Below are 19,141 nucleotides of genomic sequence, written 5' to 3'. Positions count from 1 at the left end.
TTCGAAAGCTGGAGTACCGCCCGTTTGTACAGGTGGCGCCAAGCGCATTCCAACCATCGCAGTTTACAATCGATATAAACTGTAACCCGATGTCATTGACCGTCAGAGTGTTGCCACGTAACCATTTCTGACGGCGGGGAACTCGCCCGCCTCTTGGGACAATCAGCCAGCCAGTCGCTCGCGTTGCGGGCGCGCGCCAGCCAGACGGCATCAAAAACTAAAGTGAAGTGCAGGCTGGGGCTGATATGGCGGACGGGGCTAGGTATTCGCGCGCCCTGATTTTGGGCGCGTCGGTGGTTTCAATTGCGGCAATGACGGCGGAGGGCAGTCTCGCGCAGACCGCATCGCCACAGAGTGAAAACGCGTCGTCGGATAGGCCGAAGCAGGCCAAGCGCAAGCAGGCGCCGCAGGTTGCGCAGCAGGCCGCGCCGGAGGTGATGAACGCCCGCGCCCAGGCCGGCGGCGCAGCGCCGGTGCAAACGCTCGATGCGATTACGGTCGCGGCAACGAAGACCGAGGAGCGTGCCGTGGATGCGCTGGCACCGGTCAGCGTCGTGACCTCGGCGCAGATCGAGGGACGTCAGGCCAGCACGGTTGGTGACCTCATCTATAATGTGCCGGGCGTATGGGTTCAGAATCGCGGCGACGAGCCGTCGACCTCGATCAACATTCGCGGCCTGCAGGATTTCGGTCGCGTTGCTGTCGTCGTCGATGGCGCGCGGCAGAACTATCAGCGCACAGGCCACTTCGCCAACGGCTCCTTCTTCCTCAATCCGGAGCTGATCAGCGGCATCGACATCGTGCGCGGCCCGACCGCGAACATCTACGGCTCCGGCGCGATCGGCGGCGTGGCCTCGTTCCGCACCAAGGACATCGAGGACGTTGTCCGCGCGGGAGAGCGCTGGGGTGTCGACGTAAAAACCATCCTCGGCAGCAACTACGGACGTGCACTCGGATCCGCGTTTGGCGGTGTTCACGTCAATCCGAATGTCGACGTGTTCGCAGGCGGCACCTATTCGACGCAGGAGAGCTACAAGGACGGCACCGGCTTCGAGGTCGCCAATACCGGCAATCGGCTCAGCAGCGGCATCGCCAAGCTGACGGTGCGGCCGGCGGACGGCCACGAGGTCAAGCTCGGCGCCATCTTTCAGGAAGACATCTACAGCCTGGGCCAGCCGCCGCGACGCGCCGGCGATCCCAATTCGACCAATGCGAACGGCACGAACAATCTGAACGGCACGTCGATCTACGCCTCCAACGTGAAGAATTACACCACGACGCTCGGCTGGAAATATTCGCAGCCGGATGATCAGTGGTTCGACTGGGATGCGAAGATCTACTGGAATCGCACCGAGAACGACCAGACTAAGACCAGGCACACCACCACGACGCCGTCAGTGTATTGCGGTGGCGTGCCGGGCAATGCCGTTTCGGGGTGCATCGGGAGCAACCGCGGATATCTGCTCGATACGATCGGTATCGACGTGCACAACACGACACGCTTCGAAACGGGAAGCTGGCGCCACGCGGTGACTTACGGTCTGGATGCGTTCCAGGACAAAGTATCTACCCAGGATAGGACGGGTACCGGCGAAGTGACTACGCCGGGCGGCCAGCGCACGGTGTCTGGCGGCTTCGTGCAGTGGAGGGCGAACTACACCTCGATGCTCGAGGTGATCGGTGCGCTCCGTTACGACAATTATCAGCTTTCGTCGGCGTCCTCATCGTCGGGCGGCGATCGCCTCTCGCCGAAGATCACCATTGCTCTCGTTCCGACCGCGGTCGTGACCCCCTATGCCAGCTACGCGGAAGGCTATCGGGCGCCCTCGATCACGGAGACGCTGGTGAGCGGGCCACATGCCGGCGCGACGGTCAACGACTCGTTCTTCCGCTGTCCGTCGGGCACGCCGGGACCGGGCGCGGACTCGACCTTCTGCTTCGTGCCCAATCCAAACCTGCGCCCCGAGGTCGGCAAGAACAAGGAGATCGGTTTCAATATCAAGAAGAACGATCTGTTCACGGCGGGCGACACGCTGCGCGGCAAGATCAACGTGTTCCGCAACGACATCAGCGACTTCATCGATCAGGTCGCTTACGGAAACCCGCTCGTGGTCCCGACCGGGCCGCCACCGGCGCCGTCGATCACGGTGCTCCCGTTCCTGCAGTATCAGAACGTGGCGTCCGCGCTTATTCAAGGCGTCGAGGCCGAGGCGATGTATGACGCGAACCTGTGGTTCTTCGGCCTCTCCGGGACCTATCAGAGCGGAAAGAATCTGCAGACCGGCTTCGGCCTCTACAGCATTCCGCCGCAGAAGATCACGACGACGGCCGGCCTGCGTCTGCTCGACCGCACCCTCATCCTTTCGATGATGTGGACGTCGGCAATCGCCAACTACGACATCCCCAGGACCTACACGCCCGCGACGTCGTACGATCTCGTCAATCTTTACGCGCAGTATCACCCGACGCCCGCTCTCACGCTCAACTTCTCCGTCGAGAACCTCTTCAATCGCTACTATCGTCCGTACGCCATTCCGGTCGGTAGCACGGGCGACACGCAAAACGACGTGAAGTGGGCGAGCGCCGGTGCTGGGCTCGTGATCAAGGGTGGTCTCAAATACCACTTTGGCGGCACCTGAGGAAGACACCGCAGGTTATGCCTTGCTGATCTCGAAAGCCACGCTGATGCGTCAGCGTGGCTTTCGACCCGTTCTGAAATATCCGGTCGGCAATTGCCGATCTACAAGTCACAGGAGAAAAGTCGAATGTTCATCGCCATGAATCGCTTCCAGGTGAAGCCCGGCTCGGAAGCCGCGTTCGAAACCGTCTGGCGGACCCGTGAGTCCTATCTCGGCAACATGGCGGGGTTCGTCGAATTCCATCTGCTCAAGGGGCCGGTCGCCGAGGACCACACGCTGTATTCCTCGCATACCGTGTGGGTCGACAAAGCGGCTTTCGAGGCCTGGACGCGCTCGGAGGAATTCCGCCGCGCTCATGCGCGCGCCGACAACAAGACCGGCGAGAGCCTCTATCTCGGTCACCCCAAGTTCGAAGGTTTCGAGGTCATCATGACCGAGCGCAAGGCGAGCGCGGCCGCTTGAGGCGCCGGGGTTGAGGAGCCAGATATGCTGAGCACCGATCTCGCCGACCTCAAGGCGCATATGGCGGACAATCCGGGTGCCGTGATCGAGGACGTCGCGCGCGAGCGCAGCGCCACGCCGCGCGCGGTGATCGAGGCGTTGCCGCCGTCAATGGTGCGCATCGGGAGCGGCGAACATTTTGCCGCCGCCATGCAGGACATCGCGGAATGGGGCGAGGTCACGCTGATCGTCCACACCGATGATGCGATCTTCGAGTTCACCGGGACCATTCCCGCGGGCGAGATCGGCCGCGGCTATTTCAACCTGATGCAGCCAAAGGGCCTGCACGGCCATCTCCGCCACGAGCGCTGCGCGGGAATTGCCTTCGTCGAGCGGCCCTTCATGGGCAAGTCCTCGGCCTTCGTCGCCTTCGTGAACGCCGACGGCGGCATCATGTTCAAGGTCTTCGTCGGCCGCGACGAGACGAGGGCGCTGCGGGCGGATCAGCTGGCGCGGTTCCGGCGGCTCGCGGACCGGATCGCGGCGAAGCTTTCGGCGTAACTTCCATTTGTCGGGAGATCAGGATGCAGAGCAATTCCACGCTAGGGCACGTGATCCTCACAATCGCACTGGCGCTCGTGCCGGCGCCGGCCTTTGCGAGCGACGCGGCGCTGTTGCCGCGCAATCTGTCGCCCTGGGGCATGTTCCTCGGTGCCGACATCGTCGTGAAGGTCGTGATGGTCGGGCTTGCCGTTGCCTCGCTGGCGACATGGACGGTCTGGCTCGCCAAGACCATCGAGCTGCGTCGCAAGGGCTCGCTCGCCTTGCAGCGGACGCGCACCCTCGAAGGCAACATGACGCTGGCCGAGGCATCCGCGCGGACCGGCGACGCCCGCGACGCAGTCGCGCAGCTGATTCAGTCCTGCGCCAGGGAGGCCGAGCTCTCCGGCGGCATTCTCGACGACGGCCTGCAGGAGCGCGTCGCGTTGCGGCTGGAGCGGGTCGAGGCGGCGATGTCCAGGCAGATCGCGCGCGGCACCGGCGTGCTCGCGACCATCGGCGCCATCGCGCCGTTCGTCGGTCTGTTCGGCACCGTCTGGGGCATCATGAATTCCTTCATCGGCATCTCCGAGAGCCACACCACCAGTCTGGCGGTGGTCGCGCCCGGCATTGCCGAAGCGTTGCTCGCGACCGCGCTCGGTCTCGTCGCCGCGATTCCGGCGGTGGTGATCTACAATCATCTCGTCCGCGGCATTGCCAATTACCGCGCTTTGCTCGGCGACGCCTCGGCGCAGCTCATGCTGCTGGTGAGCCGCCAGCGCGACCACGGCCATTTCCGTCTGGCGCGGGCAGCGGAGTAGCCATGGCCGTCAAGCTCGGAACATCGAAGCTCGGCTCGCGCGGCGAGACGAGGGATTTCGACGTCACCCACGAGATCAACGTCACGCCGTTCATCGACGTGATGCTGGTGCTCCTGATCATCTTCATGGTGGCCGCACCGCTCGCCACCGTCGACATCGGCGTCGATCTCCCGGCGACCGCCGCCGAGCCGGCACCGCGGCCCGACAAGCCGGTCTTCGTCACCGTCAAGCCGGATCTTTCGATCGCCGTGGGTGAGGATATCGTCGCTCGCGACGGGCTCAGCACCTCGCTCGATGCGGCCACCAGGGGCCGCAAGGACGAGCGCATCTATCTGCGCGCGGACAAGGCCGTCTCCTATGGCGACCTGATGGAGGTGATGAATACCTTGCGCAATGCCGGCTATCTCAAGGTCGCACTGGTCGGCCTCGACGGACGCAGCTGATGACCGCGAACGCCTTTGCCCTGCACCAGCCGGTCGACGAGCGGGAGGGTGCGCGCTGGGGGGCCTCGGCGGCGATGATCGTGGCGTTGCATCTCGGCGCCGCGTTGCTTGCAACGAGCTGGCTGAAGCAGGTGCCGGACGAGGGCGTCAACATGCCGGCCATCCTGATCGACATGACGCCGGAGACTTCGGCACCGCAGTCGACGCCGCTGGACATCGCGCCGGGACCGATGATGCAGCAGGCGGATGCGTCACCGCCCGAGCCGGTGCAGCAGCAGGCTGTCGAGGAAATGATTCCGCCGACACCGCCGCAGGAGCAGCCGGATGTGGTGGCTCCACCGGAACAGAGCCTCAAGCCGAGCCCGTCGGAGCCCGAGCCTGCGAAAGTTACACCCGTGGAGAAGCCCGCCCCGGCGAAGCCCAAGGCGGTCCGCCTCGACGCCCGGAAGCCGTCGGATGCCCTTCCGGCGCCGCGCACCAGCGCACCGCCGCGCGCGGAGCGGCAGGCTCCGCTGGCCTCCGCGGTGAGTGCAGGCTCGTTGGCATCGACCATGGCGACTTATTATCAGCGCGTCCGCGCGCATCTCATGCGCTTCCACCAGTATCCGACGAGCGCGAATGGCCAGAGGGGCGTGGTCAAGGTGAGCTTCACGCTCGGCCGTAACGGTCAGGTATTGTCCAGCCGCCTCGGCGGCTCCTCGGGCGTCGCAGCGCTCGATGCCCAGGCGATGGCCATGGTGCGCCAGGCCCAACCATTCCCGCCGGTGCCGGCCGAGATCAGTTATGCAACCATACCCATCAACGTCCCGGTGATTTTCGGGAAGTAGCCATGGGCAATGACTCTCCCTCCCGCGGAAAAGCGGGAGGGAGAGTGAGCGAGCCTCGCCTCACTTCGCCTTCAGGAAATCCGCGACCTCGAGCAGCACGAACTCGTTGTCGTCGGCCTTGTTGGGATCGCGACTGGAGGAGAACGGCAGGTTGTTGTCGTTGCCGACGATGATGTGGGTGTCGTCGACGCGATCGACGTTCTCGATGGTGAAGAACGGGAAGGTGTAGACGCCGTCGTTGAGCGGCTTCCGCGCCTTCTTGTCGGGATCCCTGATCTTCATCAGGTCGATATAGCCGATCTTGCGCACGGGCTTGCCGACATTGGCGTCGGTCAGCTCGATCTTGTAGACGCGCTTGAACTTGGCGAGGTCGGGGAAGCAGTTCTCGCCGCGCTGGCCTTGCGGGCAGGCCTTGTCGGCGGTGCCCTCGCCATTGTCGCGCTCGATGACGAGGCCGGAAGCCTGGTCGATCATGTTGAAGTCGCCGATGGCGTTGCCGTTCTGCTCGAACACATAGTGCCAGTACCGGCCGGTGAATTTCTCGGCGGCGACGTCGAATTCGAGGATGCGGGCGGCTTCCTTGCCGTCGACCTTCTCCCACTCCTTCTTCTCCGCGTCCCACAGCGGTCCCTCGAGCAGGCCGTAGAGGAACTTGCCGTCCTTGGACGCGGCGAAGCCCTCATAGCCCTTGGAGCGGCGGAGATTGACATTGGTGTAGGTCGCGCCCGGCGCGGCCGGCGTCCCCACCGCCCAATTGTCGGGCGAGCGCACCGGCTTGCCGTCGGCGACCGTATCGAACACGCCGAGGATTTTGCCTGACTTGTCCGCCTTCAGGACATAGGGGCCGAACTCGTCGCCGATCCAGAAGGTGTCGCCGACGATCTGGAAACCTTCGGTGTCGAAATCGGAGCCGGTGAGATAGCGCTTCTGGGTGTCCTCGTGCACGATGCGGAAGGGGACGCGTCTGTCGGGGTCGTGCAGGAAGATGGTCTCCAGCCGCTCCATCTTGCTGCTGGCCCAGTCCATCTTGTAGCGGTTGAGGTACAGCATCGAATCCGGCGAGTTGGCGCGCGCGCCCATGCCGTTGTCGGTGAGGACCCAGAACGTGCCGTCGGGCAGGGTCTTGATGCCGGAATGGCCCTGCAGCGGCTGGCCCTTGAACGGCAGCGACACGCCGGTCGGACGCTCGAAGGACTTGCCCATCACGGTGCCGAGCGCGTCGACCCGCTTGCCGGTGGTATATTTGCCCGCCGCCTTGAGATCGGCGGGGGCATCAGCCGGCGCCTCGATGAAGGTTTCGGCCGGCATCACCGCGTGGCCGGCGAGCTTGGCGGGGAATTCGCCCTCGCTCTGCGCGAGCGCTGTGCTCGCGGTGAGGATGATCGTGGCGACGGTGCAAAGAAAAGTCGCGCGCATGTGCGTCTCCTGTTGGCGGACGCAACGCTTATGCGGATCGCATGTTGCAGTATTGTGAAGCCGGGCCAAAGGCCGTAGCGCTCTTCGCCTCTCCCCGCCTGCAGACCGTGAGAACGGGGAGAGGGGGACGAGAGAGCGGGGCTACTCCTTCACCGCACCCGTCAGCGAAGAGACGTAGTAATCCACGAACAGCGAGTAGAAGATCGCGACCGGGAGCGAGCCGAGCAGCGATCCCGCCATCAGCGCACCCCATTGATAGACGTCGCCGGTGACGAGCTCGGTCAGGATCGCGACCGGCACCGTCTTGTTGGCGCCGCTCTGGATGAAGGCGAGCGCGTAGATGAACTCGTTCCAGGACAGCGTGAAGGAGAAGATGCCGGCCGAGATCAGCCCGGGCACCGCGAGCGGCAGCGTGATCCGGCGCAGGATCTGCAGCCGCGTGGCGCCATCGACCAGCGCGCATTCCTCGAGCTCGTAAGGAATCGACTTGAAATAGCCGATCAGGAGCCAGGTGCAGAACGGCACCAGGAAGGTCGGATAGACCAGGATCAGGGCCAGCGGCGAGTCGAACAGGCCGAACTGCACGACGACTGTCGCGAGCGGAATGAACAGGATCGACGGCGGCACCAGATAGGCGAGATAGATGCCGAGGCCGACATAGGGGCTGCCGCGGAAGCGCAGGCGCTCGATCGCGTAGGCAGCCAGCGTCGACGCGATCAGCGACAGCGTGGTCGAGCCGATCGCGACCAGCATCGTCGTCTTCAGCCATTGCGGATAGGCGGTGTTGAACAACAGATGCTTGATGTGCGCCAGGGTCGGCGAGGAGATCCAGAACGGGTTGTTGTCCCGGTAGTTCATCAGCTCCGCGTTCGGCTTGAACGAGGTGATCGCCATCCAATAGAACGGAAACAGCAGGATCAGAACGAAGCAGCCGAGCGGCAGGTAGATCATCATCAGCCGCCGCAGCCCGGAATCCCAGGCCATGGTGTCGGGCGGCGCTTTTGCGTCCGCGACGGTCGATTGCGCGACGGTTTCAGTCATTGGCCTCTCCCTGCTGCCATTTGCGGCGTGCTAGGCCGAAATAGGAGAACAGCGTCGCGAACACCAGGAACGGGATCATCGACACCGCGATCGCCGCGCCTTCGCCGAGCTCGCCGCCGGCGATGCCGCGCTGGAACGCCAGCGTCGCCAGCAAATGCGTCGAGTTCACCGGACCGCCGCGGGTAATGGCGTAGACCAGCTGGAAGTCAGTGAAGGTGAAGATGATCGAGAACGTCATGACGATGGCGAGGATCGGCAGCATCATCGGGAAGGTGATGTAGCGGAAGCGCTGCCAGGCGCTGGCGCCGTCCAGCATCGCGGCCTCGTAGAGCGAGGGCGAGATGGTCTGCAAGCCCGCCAGCAGCGAGATCGCGACGAAGGGAATGCCGCGCCAGATGTTGGCGGCGATCAGCGAGAAGCGCGCCGGCCAGGGCGAGCCGAGGAAGTCGATATTGCTGTCGCGCCAATGCAGAACGTCGACCAAGAGGTACGAGATGATCGAGAACTGCGGATCGTAGATCCACCAGAACGCCAGCGCCGACAGCACCGTCGGGACGATCCAGGGCAGCAGCACGATGGCGCGCAGCAGGCTCTTGAACGGGAAATGGTTGTTGAGCAGCAGCGCGAGCCAGAAGCCGAGCGCGAATTTTCCGAAGGTCGCCACGGCCGTGTAGAACACGCTGTAGAACACCGCGTTCCACCACAAGGGGTCCGTGAGCAGGTACTGGAAATTCTCGATCCCGACATAGATGCCGCGACGGCCGATCGTGGTGTCGGTGAAGGCGAGCCAGACGCCGAGGCCGAGCGGGTAGGTCAGGAATACCGTGAGCAGCCCGAGCGCGGGCGCGAGGCACATCACGATCAGGAACGGCTTGTAGTCGAACAGGCGCACGATCCAGTTCGGCTGTCGTTGCGCCAGTGCGTGGGAGGAGAGGGTGGTCACGGACATAGATTGGTTTGTCCCGTCTGAAGTGTCACGACACCGTCATTGCGAGCGAAGCGAAGCAATCCAGTCTGTCTCCGCAGTGATCGTCTGGATTGCTTCATCGCAAGTGCTCCTCGCAATGACGGCGGCTCTGTCGTCGTCGCGCTCTACCGCTGCCGCCGGAAGTAGCGTTTGCAGCGCTGCTCGGCTTCCGCAGCCGCGGCTTCCGGCGTGGCGGCTCCGGTGGCGACGGACGCGCACATCTGAATCAGCACGTAATCGGCGCTGACTGCGCCGGTGGCCGTCGAGATCGGCCCCTTGTAGCCGTCATAGTAAGTGCTGTTCATCGTGTTCTTGAACAGGCTCACCTTCGGATCCTGCGACCACACGGCAGCCTCGGCATAGGCGGCCAGCGGCTGCGACCAGTAGCCCGAATTGGCATTGAGCCACGGCTCGTATTGGTCCTTCTCCAGCATGTACTGCAGGAAGGCCTTGGCGGCATTGGGGTACGGGCTGTGCTTGAACACCATGGCGTTCAATGTCAGGCCCGCCATCGGCGAGACCTTGGCGAGGCCCTTGGGCAGCAGCTGATGCTCGCTGTCCTCGGCGATGGACTTGGTGGCCGGGTCGTTCTTCAGCGAGAAGTACAGTGAGACGCCGTTGGCCGTCAGCGCGATCTCCTGCGAGGAATAGGCGCGGTTGTTGCTGACGTCATTCCAGGACGGCGTGCCGGCGATGAAGGTCGGATACAGCTCCTTGACCCAGTTGAGTGCGGCGATCGTCTCCTTGCTGTTGATGGTGACGTTGCCCTCCTCGTCGAGCAGCGAGGCGTTGTGCGACCACAGCGCCCAGTTGGCGAAGCCGTTGCCGTCGCCCTTGGCGTTGCCGAGTGCGAAGCCGGCCGGCTTGCCGGCCTTTTGCAGCTTGCGGCAGAGGTCGAGCACGCCGGCATGATCTTCCGGAACCTTGTCGAAGCCGACCGATTGCAGGACCGACTTGCGGTAGATCAGGGGACCTGCGGTGGCGCCGAACGGCAGTCCGATCCAGGACTCGCTCTTGTTCTTCTTGCCGTAGCGTTGCGCCAGCGGCAGCCAGCCGCCGTACTTCTTGCCGAGATAGTCGGCGACGTCGGTGAGCTCGATCAGCTTGTCGATGTAGATGTGAGGCGCGTCGGAGAAGCCGATGATGATGTCGGGGCCGGCGCCGGAATTCGAGGTCACCGCGGTCTGCTGGTTGATGTCCTCCCAGCCGACGAAGTCGACCTTGACCTCGACCCCGGTGTCCTTGGTGAACTTTGCCGCATTGGCGCGGAACACGTCCTCGTCCGCCTGGACGAAGCGCACCGGGCGCAGCATGCGCAAGGACGCGCCCTTTTCGATCTCGCGCTTGGGTGCCGGGACGTCGGCAGCCTTGATAGCGGATGTTTGCGCTGCAGCACCGGTGGCCGCGAGCGTTGCAGCGGACAGGCCCAGCGCCAAGGCATCACGACGTGTGATGTCGTTCCTCATCAGTACCTCCCTATGATGTCTCCCTTCCCGGCGTTGATCGCCGGTGAAGGGGCCGTTTGGTCCTTGGCGCCTTCGCGCCGCCCGCCTAGCTGTTCGGCCCGCGGTCCATGCTGACGGGCTGCCAGCGGCGGAGCGCGGTGTTCTGCAGCACCGACGGATTGACGCAGCTTACCGGCCACATGCCCTGGAGCACCAGTGACAATTCGTAGCCCACCCGGCGCTTGCGCGCCTCGTCGAACCGTGCCGAGGCCGAGGCGACATGGGCGGTCAGGGTCACGTTCTCCATGCCGAGCAGGGGATTGTTGTGCGAGGGCGGCTCCTTTTCCAGCACGTCGAGAGCGGCGTGCGCGATCCAGCCCTCCTGCAGCGCCTTGATCAGGCTCTCCTCGTCCACGGTGGCACCGCGGCCGGTGTTGATGAAGATCGAGCCTTTCTTCATCTGTCGGAAGTGCTTCTCGGTCAGCATGTGATGCACCTCGGGCCGCGCCGGGGCATGCATCGAGACGAAGTCGGATTGCGACAGTACCTCGTTCAGCGTCGCCGGGATCACGCCGTGTTCGTACATCAGCGTTTCCTGGATGAAGGGATCGTAGGCCATCATGCGCAGGCCGAAAGGCGCGGCGCGTCTCGCGACCGCACGCGCAACCCGGCCGAACGAGATGAAGCCGAGCGTCTGGCCCATCAGCCTCGGGATTTTCAGCAGGGCCGGCCGGCCCTCGGCCCAGCGGCCGTCGCGCACCATGCGGTCCTGCTCGACCAGGCGGCGGAAGCCGGCGAGCAGCAGCATCATGGCGTGGTCGGCGACCTCCTCGATGAAGGTGTCAGGAATGTTGGTGACCGGAATGCCGCGGGCCGTGGCGGCCTTGACGTCGACACTGTCGACGCCGACCGAGCCGAGCGTGATCACCTTGCAGCTCTCGAGCGCGTCGATGATCGACTTGGTGATCGGGATGCCCTTGGCGTAGATCGCGTCGGCGTTCTTCGCGGCGGCGATGAACCCGGCCTCGTCGGCGGGCGCCTCGACGATCTCGGCATCGATCGGATCGAGCGCCTCGCGCTCATAGGAATAATCGCTGCCGGCGACCGTGAAGCTCGCACCCTTCGGCGTCACCACCCTGTATTTCGGCATTATCTGCTCCCGATTTGGTTTCTTGTCGTGGTCCGCCTCGACGAGCGGGCCTTTGCGTCTTTTACGCGAAATTCGGGCAAGTGCGTACAATTCACGGTTGTTGCGGGCGAGGTATATTTCCGTTTTTCCGTGCAAGCCCCGGGCTTCTACGGAGGTGCGTAAGTAACTTGCTAAGGGCTCCGCCACTAAGACTTGATTCGAATTTGATCGATCTCGTCGTGCGCCTGTACCCCATCATTGCCGGAGCTAACCTGTGAAGTTGAGCAATCTGAAGATCGCCCCGAAGCTTGGCATTCTCGTCGGCGTCACGCTGTTCGGCCTCTGCATCTCCGGAGTTCTCGCCGGCTATCTGATGAAGCGCGAGATGGTAAATGCGCGCATCGACCAGGCCAAGGCGATCGTCGAGCTGGCGCGCAACTATGCCGCCGCGTTGAAGAAGCGCGTCGATGCCGGCGAGATGACGAAGGACGCCGCGATGGCCGAGCTTCGCCGCTACGGCAACGCGATGACCTATGACAAGGGTGCCGGCTACCTGTTCGGCACGTCCTATGACGGTCTCACCCAGCTTGCGCCCGATCCGAAGGTGATCGGCACCAACCGAATGGACGTCGTGACCAACGGCCGCAAGCTGTCGCTGGAATTGATGAACGGCGTCAAGGCCAACGGCGAGATCCTGCTTCACTATGAATATATGAAGCCCGGCCAGGAAACGCCGATCCGCAAGATCGGTTACGCCGTCGCGGTCCCCGGCTTCGATATGTATCTCGGCACCGGCGCCTATCTGGATGACATCGACGCCAAGATGGGTCCGGTCTACTGGCTGCTCGGCCTGGCGGTGCTCGGCATCGTCATCGTTGCCGGCAGCGTCGCCTGGATGATCGGCCGCAGCATCAGTGCTCCGCTCGGGCTGCTCGGCACCCGGATGCGGGAGCTGGCCGACGGCAAGCTCGAAGGCGACATCCCCGGCGTCGGTCGCGGCGACGAGATCGGCGCGATGGCATCGACCGTGCAGATCTTCAAGGACAACGCGATCCGCATCCGCGACCTCGAGAAGACCGACGCGGACGCCAAGGAACGCGCCGCGGCGGATCGCCGCAGCGCCATGGAGGAGATTGCCAACGATTTCGAGCGCAGCGTCAACGGCATCGTCCGCTCGGTCTCCTCGGCCGCAGCCGGCATGCAGACCACGGCGCAATCGATGACCGCGACCGCCAGCGATGCCTCCTCGCGCGCGGCGACCGTCGGGGCCGCCTCGCAGAAGGCGTCCGGCAATGTTGGCACCGTTGCGGCCGCCGCCGAAGAGCTGTCGAGCTCGGTTGCGGAAATCTCCCGCCAGGTGACACGCTCGACTGAAGTTGCGAGCCGTGCCGTCAGCGATGCCGAGCGCACCAACGCCACGGTGCAGGAACTCTCCACCGGTGCCGAGAAGATCGGCGAGGTGGTCAAGCTCATTCACTCGATCGCGGCGCAGACCAACCTGCTCGCGCTCAACGCCACCATCGAGGCGGCGCGTGCCGGCGAGTCCGGCCGCGGCTTCGCCGTCGTCGCCTCCGAGGTCAAGGCGCTCGCCAACCAGACCGCGAAGGCGACCGAGGAGATCTCCGCCCAGGTCGCGGCGATGCAGACCTCGACCAGCGACGCGGTGTCGGCCATCTCCGGCATCACCCAGACGATCGCCGAGATGAGCGAGATCACCGCCGGCATTTCCGCATCGATCGAGCAGCAGGGCGAGGCGACGCGGGAGATCGCCCGCAACATCCAGTCGGTCGCGGCCGGCTCGAGTGAAATCAACGCCCATATCGGCAGCGTCACCTCGGCCGCCGAAGCGACCGGCAGCGCGGCCAGCGATGTGCTCACCAACGCCCGCGAGCTGGACACCCAGTCCGGCGCGCTGCGCGATGCCGTCGATGGCTTCCTCGCCAAGGTCCGCGCGGCGTAAATTCTTACGCTGAATTCGTAGGGTGGGCAAAGACGCGAAGCGTCGTGCCCACCTTTTCTTTTTGAGTACGGTGCGACTCTTCGTGAGCACGCTGCGCTTTGCCCACCCTACGAGACCGTTCTACTGCTTCTCGATCTTCGCGTTGGCGATCAGCTTTTCCCACAGCACCAGCTGCTCGTTCACGAAGGTGCCGAGCTGCTCCGGCGTGCCGGAAAAAGCGTCCATGCCGAGCGTGGCGAGCTTGGCCTTGATCTCCGGGTTCTCGATGATCTTGCGGATCTCGGTGTTGAGCCGGGTCACGATCTCCTTCGGCATGCCGGCCGGGCCGAAATAGCCCTGCCAGGACGTGATGTCGAAGTCCGGCACGCCGGCCTCCTGCATCGAGGGCAGGTGTGGCACCAGCGGCGTGCGGTTCTTGGTGGTGACGGCGAGCGCGCGCAGCGCGTTGCCGTTGACATGGGGCAGGCCGGTCAGGATGTCGACGAACATCATCGACACGCGGCCGCCCATGACGTCGTTGAGCGCCGGCGGCGAACTCTTGTAGGGCACGTGCAGCAGGTCGAGCCCGGCATTGTGCGCGAAGGTCGCGCCCGACACGATCGCCGCCGAGGAGCCCGAGGCGTAGCTCAGCTTGCCCGGATTGGCCTTGCCATAGGCCACCAGCTCTCCGACCGTCTTGGCCGGCACCTCGGGATTGATGACCAGCATGAAGGGCAGATCGCCGGTGCGGGCAATCGGGGTGAAATCCTTGACCGGATCGTAAGTGAGGCTCTTGAGCAGATAGGGATTGGCCGAATGCGTCGTGTTGGTCGTCACCAGCAGCGTGTAGCCGTCGGGAGCAGCCTTCGCGACATAGGTCGCGGCAAGCATACCGTTGGCCCCCGCCTTGTTCTCGATCACGATGGGAGCGCCGAGCGCCTGCGACAGATGCTGCGAAATCAGCCGCGTCGTGGTGTCGGTGCCGCTGCCGGCCGCGAAGGGCAGCACCAGCGTGATGTTGCGGCTGGGATAGGTGTCGGCGTGAGCGGTGGATGCTGCCGTGAGGCATAGCGCGGCCGCGGCGACGGTCCGCAGGTTTCGAATCAGCCCTGAAATCATGTCGGTCGTTCCCTCTTTTTGGTTGGCGGGGAACCTAGCTTGTCCAAAGGGGAATCGGAAGATGGCTATAGGTCGTGACCGCGTCCGTCGCGCGGAATTATGTCATCGCCGAGCCCCGCCGCGATGCAAGCACGACTCCGGCGAGCACCAGCGCGTAGCCGATCAGGTGGAACGGCTGCAGCTTCTCGCCCAGCAGCACTATCGCCAGCGCCGAGCCGAACACCGGCACCAGATGGAAGAACGGCGCCGCCCGGTTCGGCCCGATCAGCGCCACGCCGCGGTTGAAGAAGAGATAGGCGAGTGTGGAGGGGAAGATCAGGATGTAGCCCAGTGTCGCCAGCGTGGTCGCGTCGAATTGCAGCACGCGGCCGCTCGCCGCCTCCCAGATCGCCGTCGGCAGCAGCATCGTCGCGCCGCAGCAGGTGGTGAAGGACAGGAAGGAGAGCTGGTGGATCTTCGGCCGGCGCGGGATGAAGGCCGAGTAGAGCCCGAACGCCACCAGCGAGGAGGCGAACATGATGTCGCCCCTGTTGAAGCTGATGCTTGCCAGCGCCGCGAGGTCGCCGCGCAGGATGATGATCAGCACGCCGAGCAGCGAGATCGCGATGCCGCCGAGTTGCGCGCCGGTCAGCCGCACGCCGAACAGCACCAGCGACCACAGAGCCACGAACAGCGGACCCGCCGACTGGATCAGCAGCGCATTCAGCGCCTCGGTGTATTGCAGCGCCCAGTACGAGATCGCGTTGTTGAAGGCAAAGCCGACCAGCGACAGGAACAGCATCAGGGGCATGCTCTTGCGCAACGCAGGCCAGTCGCGCTTCAGATGCGGCCAGGCGAACGGCAACAGGATCAGGAACACGCCGAACCAGCGGATCGTGGTGATCGTCAGCGGCGGCACATGCGCCCCGACATGGCGCGCGAGCACGATGTTGCCGGCCCAGAACAGCGAGCTCAGGCTGAGCAGCAGATAAGGCTGGTTGTTGAGCCAGCTGGCCGGATTGGCGGCCGGTGGCGCGGGCGAAGCGGTCGTCATGGGCGTTGGATACAACTTGCGCCCGATTGCCGCGATGGCACAAGTCACAGCGCCGCAATGCTACAATGCAGCCGAGCCTTGAGGAGGTGCCATTGGCGGTCAATATGTTGAACATTGAGGGCCTGGAGCGGCTCGATCCGAATGCGCCGGTGGTGATGCTGAACCTGATGCGCTTCCACGCGCGCTCGCTCGATGGCGACGGGTCGGGCTGGGACGCATACTTGCGCTACAGCGCGATCACGGTGCCGATGATCAAGGCGCGCGGCGGCACGCTGCTCTGGACCGGTGAAGCCAAGACAGTCGCACTCGGTCCGCACGCGGGCAACGATTGGGACTTCGTCGCGCTGGTCCATTACCCGTCCGTCTCGGCCTTTCTCGACATGATGACCTCGCAAGCCTACGAGCGCGAAGCCGATCCGCATCGCGTCAACGGCTGCGCCGAGCACGTGATCATTGCGACGAGCGAGGCCTACAGCAAGTTCAAGACGAAGTAGCAGCGCGTGCACTTTTCCCCTCTCCCCTTGTGGGAGAGGGTGGCTCGCCGCGTAGCGGCGAGACGGGTGAGGGGTCTCTCTCCGCGAGTCCACTCCCAATTGAATGCGCGGAGACAACCCCTCATCCGGCGCTTCGCGCCACCTCCTCCCACAAGGGGAGAAGGGAAGTGCAGCGAGCGCTTCGATGAAGCCGCCTAACTTGCCTGCTTTCGCGACGCCGCGAACACGCCCGCCAGCACCAATGCGAAACCGATGAAGTGGAACGCCTGCGGGTGCTCGCCCAGAAACGCCATCGCCATGATCGAGCCGAACACCGGCACGACGTGGAAGAACGGTGCGGCGCGGTTGGCGCCGATCAGGCGCACGCCGCGATTGAAGCAGAGATAGGCGAGCGTCGAAGGGAAGACGGCGACGTAGAACAGGGTCAGGAGATTCGGCCCGTCGAGCTTCATCACCGGGCGAGCGGACAGTTCCCAGATCTCCAGCGGAATGAGACAGGCGGCGCCGCAGCCGAAGGTGAAGGCGAGGAACGAGAGGTCGTGCATCGGCGGCCGCCTCAGTGACAGCACCGAATAGAGCGCGAAGATCAGGAGCGCGAGCAGGAAGATCAGGTCGCCCTTGTTGAAGTCGATGCTCGACAGCGTGGTGAAATCGCCATGCAGCAGGATGGTCAGCACGCCGCACATCGACAGCAGCACGCCGAAGGCCTGCGCGGCGGTGAGACGAATGCCGAGGATGACCAGCGACCACAGCGCCACCAGCAGCGGCGCGGCCGACTGCAGCAGCAGCGTGTTGAGCGCCTGGGTGTGCTCCAGGGCCCAATATTGCAGCGTGTTGAAGGCGCCGATGCCGGTGACCGAGAGCGTGACCATCAGGCCGAGCTTGCCGCGGATCGCCGGCCAGTCCTGCACGAGGTGCTTGAAGGCGAACGGCAGCACCAGCAGGAAGGCGAAGAACCAGCGCAGGAACGACAGCGTCACCGGCGGAATGTGGCCGGCAGCGAGCCTACCGACGATGGCGTTGCCGGCCCAGCACAGCGCGGTGATGCTGAGCAGCAGGTAAGGCTGGTTGGCGATCCAGCTGTGGCCGGATGTTTCCGCGGGCGTGGTCTGGCCGGTGGCGGACATTGTGATGGTTGAGCCCCGCGTCGAGTACGCCGAGCCCTGCGGCCCGGCGAGGTCCGGGCCAGCTGATCACCCGGCAGGTCCAAAGACACGGAAATCGAGGTTGCATCAACGGGGACGGGCGCATCGCGACCATGCTGGCGGCGAAGGCGGCCTCTCCCGCTTTGGTCGAAGCTGTTGCGCCGGCCCGCCAGGGTTCGGGATTTTCCGCGGATATCAAGGGCTTGGACCGGACGTTGGACCCCGAAAAAGCCCCGTTCTTGCTTGCCTAGAAGGGCTGCTTCCTTTATCCGGTTGGCTGCCTTGCGTGCGGGCGGCTCCGGCTGCCGATTGGGCTGGGCGCAGGCGTGATCCCGGAAGAGTGGGCACCGGTTTTCCGCGAGGATCATGCCTTCTAGAGACAGATTGAACAGGATTACCCGCGAATGGCCAATGTTGTCGTCGTCGGCGCCCAGTGGGGCGACGAAGGGAAGGGCAAGATCGTCGACTGGTTGTCGGAGCAGGCGGATATCGTCGTCCGCTTCCAGGGCGGCCACAATGCCGGCCACACGCTGGTGATCAACGGCAAGACCTACAAGCTCGCGCTCCTGCCCTCCGGCGTGCTGCGCGAGGGCAAGCTGTCGGTGATCGGCAACGGCGTGGTGTTCGATCCCGCCGCCTTTCTCGACGAGGTCGCCAGGCTCAGGTCGCAGGGCGTCGATGTCGGCCCCGACAACCTGCGTGTCGCGGAAAACGTCACGTTGATCCTGCCGCTGCACCGCGAGCTCGACGCGCACCGCGAATCCGCCAGCGCCGCCACCGCGATCGGCACCACCCGCCGCGGCATCGGGCCGGCCTATGAAGACAAGGTCGGCCGCCGTGCCATCCGCCTGATGGATCTGGCCGATCATCAGACGCTGCCACACAAGATCGACCGCCTGCTGGCGCACCACAACGCGCTGCGCCGCGGCCTCAACCTGCCGGAATTCGACGGCGCGGTGATCCTGAAGGAGCTGATGGCGATGGCGCCGCAGCTGCTGCCCTATGCCGAGACGGTCTGGCGGCTGCTCGATATCGAGCGGCGCGCCGGCAAGCGCATGTTGTTCGAGGGCGCGCAAGGCGCGCTGCTCGACGTCGACCACGGCACCTATCCCTACGTCACCTCGTCCAACACGGTGGCGGCGCAGGCCGCGACCGGCGCCGGCCTCGGGCCGGGCGCGGTCGGCTACGTGCTCGGCCTGTGCAAGGCCTACACGACCCGCGTCGGCCAGGGCCCGTTCCCGACCGAGCAGGACAACGAGATCGGCCGCAAGATCGGCGAGCGCGGCCGCGAGTTCGGCACCAATACCGGCCGTCCGCGCCGCTGCGGCTGGTTCGACGCCGTGCTGGTCCGCCAGGCGGTCCGGACCTGCGGCATCAACGGCCTGGCGCTGACCAAGCTCGACATCCTCGACGGCTTCGATTCAATCGAGGTCTGCACCGGCTACAAGCTCGACGGCAAGGAGATCGACCATTTCCCGGCCGGCGAGGGCGCGCAAAGCCGGGTCGAGCCGATCTACGAGACCATCGAGGGCTGGAAGGAGCCGACCGCCAATGCGCGGTCCTGGGCCGACCTGCCGGCGCAGGCCATCAAATATGTCCGGCGGATCGAGGAATTGGTGGGATGTCCGGTCGCGCTGCTTTCCACCAGCCCGGAACGCGAAGATACTATCCTGGTGCAAAATCCGTTTGAGGCTTAACGATA

Annotated in this window: 17 protein-coding genes; 9 read left to right on the top strand and 8 right to left on the bottom strand. The window is 64.6% G+C overall.

Features of this window, described 5'->3' with window-relative positions; all coding sequences use genetic code 11:
* Positions 1 to 245: 245 nt before the first annotated feature.
* The 6 genes from I6F36_RS11755 to I6F36_RS11730 all read left to right on the top strand — a co-directional run bounded on the left by I6F36_RS11755 (position 246) and on the right by I6F36_RS11730 (position 5,711).
* Complete coding sequence (locus I6F36_RS11755; protein ID WP_225171479.1) at positions 246 to 2,639, top strand: TonB-dependent hemoglobin/transferrin/lactoferrin family receptor; 2,394 nt, start codon at positions 246 to 248, stop codon at positions 2,637 to 2,639.
* Between the two features lie 126 nt (positions 2,640 to 2,765).
* Positions 2,766 to 3,101, top strand: coding sequence for an antibiotic biosynthesis monooxygenase (locus I6F36_RS11750; RefSeq protein ID WP_225171478.1), 336 nt, complete (start codon positions 2,766 to 2,768; stop codon positions 3,099 to 3,101).
* 24 nt (positions 3,102 to 3,125) lie between these two features.
* On the top strand, positions 3,126 to 3,641 hold the full coding sequence (gene hutX, locus I6F36_RS11745; RefSeq protein ID WP_035998840.1) for a heme utilization cystosolic carrier protein HutX: 516 nt from the start codon (positions 3,126 to 3,128) through the stop codon (positions 3,639 to 3,641).
* 23 nt (positions 3,642 to 3,664) lie between these two features.
* Positions 3,665 to 4,441 carry a tonB-system energizer ExbB gene (gene exbB / locus I6F36_RS11740; protein WP_225171477.1) on the top strand — a complete coding sequence of 259 codons (777 nt, stop codon included), beginning with the start codon at positions 3,665 to 3,667 and terminating at the stop codon, positions 4,439 to 4,441.
* A 2-nt stretch (positions 4,442 to 4,443) separates the two neighbouring features.
* On the top strand, positions 4,444 to 4,884 hold the full coding sequence (gene exbD / locus I6F36_RS11735) for a TonB system transport protein ExbD (RefSeq protein ID WP_225146472.1): 441 nt from the start codon (positions 4,444 to 4,446) through the stop codon (positions 4,882 to 4,884).
* On the top strand, positions 4,884 to 5,711 hold the full coding sequence (locus tag I6F36_RS11730) for an energy transducer TonB (RefSeq protein ID WP_225171476.1): 828 nt from the start codon (positions 4,884 to 4,886) through the stop codon (positions 5,709 to 5,711). Before exbD ends, I6F36_RS11730 begins: the two co-directional genes overlap by 1 nt.
* 60 nt (positions 5,712 to 5,771) lie before the next feature.
* On the opposite strand, the gene I6F36_RS11725 is transcribed toward I6F36_RS11730, so the two are convergent.
* The 5 genes from I6F36_RS11725 to I6F36_RS11705 form a co-directional block, all read right to left on the bottom strand.
* Positions 5,772 to 7,127, bottom strand: coding sequence for an esterase-like activity of phytase family protein (locus tag I6F36_RS11725; RefSeq protein WP_225171475.1), 1,356 nt, complete (start codon positions 7,125 to 7,127; stop codon positions 5,772 to 5,774).
* Between the two features lie 141 nt (positions 7,128 to 7,268).
* Positions 7,269 to 8,111, bottom strand: a complete 843-nt coding sequence (locus tag I6F36_RS11720; protein WP_225112986.1) for a carbohydrate ABC transporter permease — start codon at positions 8,109 to 8,111, stop codon at positions 7,269 to 7,271.
* A gap of 49 nt (positions 8,112 to 8,160) precedes the next feature.
* Entirely contained in the window at positions 8,161 to 9,117 is a 957-nt protein-coding gene (locus tag I6F36_RS11715; RefSeq protein WP_035998865.1) for a carbohydrate ABC transporter permease, read from the bottom strand.
* A gap of 143 nt (positions 9,118 to 9,260) precedes the next feature.
* Positions 9,261 to 10,601 (bottom strand): ABC transporter substrate-binding protein, encoded by a 1,341-nt coding sequence (locus I6F36_RS11710; protein WP_225112909.1) that lies wholly within the window; start codon positions 10,599 to 10,601, stop codon positions 9,261 to 9,263.
* Between the two features lie 85 nt (positions 10,602 to 10,686).
* Positions 10,687 to 11,730, bottom strand: coding sequence for a C-terminal binding protein (locus I6F36_RS11705; protein WP_057028021.1), 1,044 nt, complete (start codon positions 11,728 to 11,730; stop codon positions 10,687 to 10,689).
* A gap of 253 nt (positions 11,731 to 11,983) precedes the next feature.
* Between I6F36_RS11705 and I6F36_RS11700 the strand changes: the two genes are divergently transcribed.
* A complete protein-coding gene (locus I6F36_RS11700; RefSeq protein ID WP_035998883.1) occupies positions 11,984 to 13,669 on the top strand; it encodes a methyl-accepting chemotaxis protein in 1,686 nt (561 codons plus the stop codon).
* 120 nt (positions 13,670 to 13,789) lie between these two features.
* Here the strand turns inward: I6F36_RS11700 and I6F36_RS11695 are convergent, their stop codons facing one another.
* Together I6F36_RS11695 and I6F36_RS11690 are read right to left on the bottom strand one after the other, a co-directional pair.
* Positions 13,790 to 14,767 carry a tripartite tricarboxylate transporter substrate binding protein gene (locus I6F36_RS11695; protein WP_225171474.1) on the bottom strand — a complete coding sequence of 326 codons (978 nt, stop codon included), beginning with the start codon at positions 14,765 to 14,767 and terminating at the stop codon, positions 13,790 to 13,792.
* A gap of 97 nt (positions 14,768 to 14,864) precedes the next feature.
* The gene (locus I6F36_RS11690; protein ID WP_036022066.1) at positions 14,865 to 15,800 is read right to left on the bottom strand and encodes a DMT family transporter; all 936 of its coding nucleotides are present in this window, start codon (positions 15,798 to 15,800) and stop codon (positions 14,865 to 14,867) included.
* Between the two features lie 104 nt (positions 15,801 to 15,904).
* Here I6F36_RS11690 and I6F36_RS11685 point away from each other — a divergent pair, with 104 nt between their 5' ends.
* Positions 15,905 to 16,294 (top strand): DUF1330 domain-containing protein, encoded by a 390-nt coding sequence (locus I6F36_RS11685; protein WP_225171473.1) that lies wholly within the window; start codon positions 15,905 to 15,907, stop codon positions 16,292 to 16,294.
* 194 nt (positions 16,295 to 16,488) lie between these two features.
* Here the strand turns inward: I6F36_RS11685 and I6F36_RS11680 are convergent, their stop codons facing one another.
* The gene (locus I6F36_RS11680; protein ID WP_225171472.1) at positions 16,489 to 17,421 is read right to left on the bottom strand and encodes a DMT family transporter; all 933 of its coding nucleotides are present in this window, start codon (positions 17,419 to 17,421) and stop codon (positions 16,489 to 16,491) included.
* 422 nt (positions 17,422 to 17,843) lie between these two features.
* Between I6F36_RS11680 and I6F36_RS11675 the strand changes: the two genes are divergently transcribed.
* Positions 17,844 to 19,136: an adenylosuccinate synthase gene (locus tag I6F36_RS11675; protein WP_057028019.1), complete on the top strand. Its 1,293-nt coding sequence runs from the start codon at positions 17,844 to 17,846 to the stop codon at positions 19,134 to 19,136.
* Positions 19,137 to 19,141: the final 5 nt, after the last annotated feature.

The organism is Bradyrhizobium sp. BRP19 (assembly GCF_020194195.1).
GTDB lineage: Bacteria > Pseudomonadota > Alphaproteobacteria > Rhizobiales > Xanthobacteraceae > Bradyrhizobium > Bradyrhizobium yuanmingense.
Note: the sequence above shows the minus strand (reverse complement) of the source record. Positions and strands in the feature narration are given on the sequence as shown.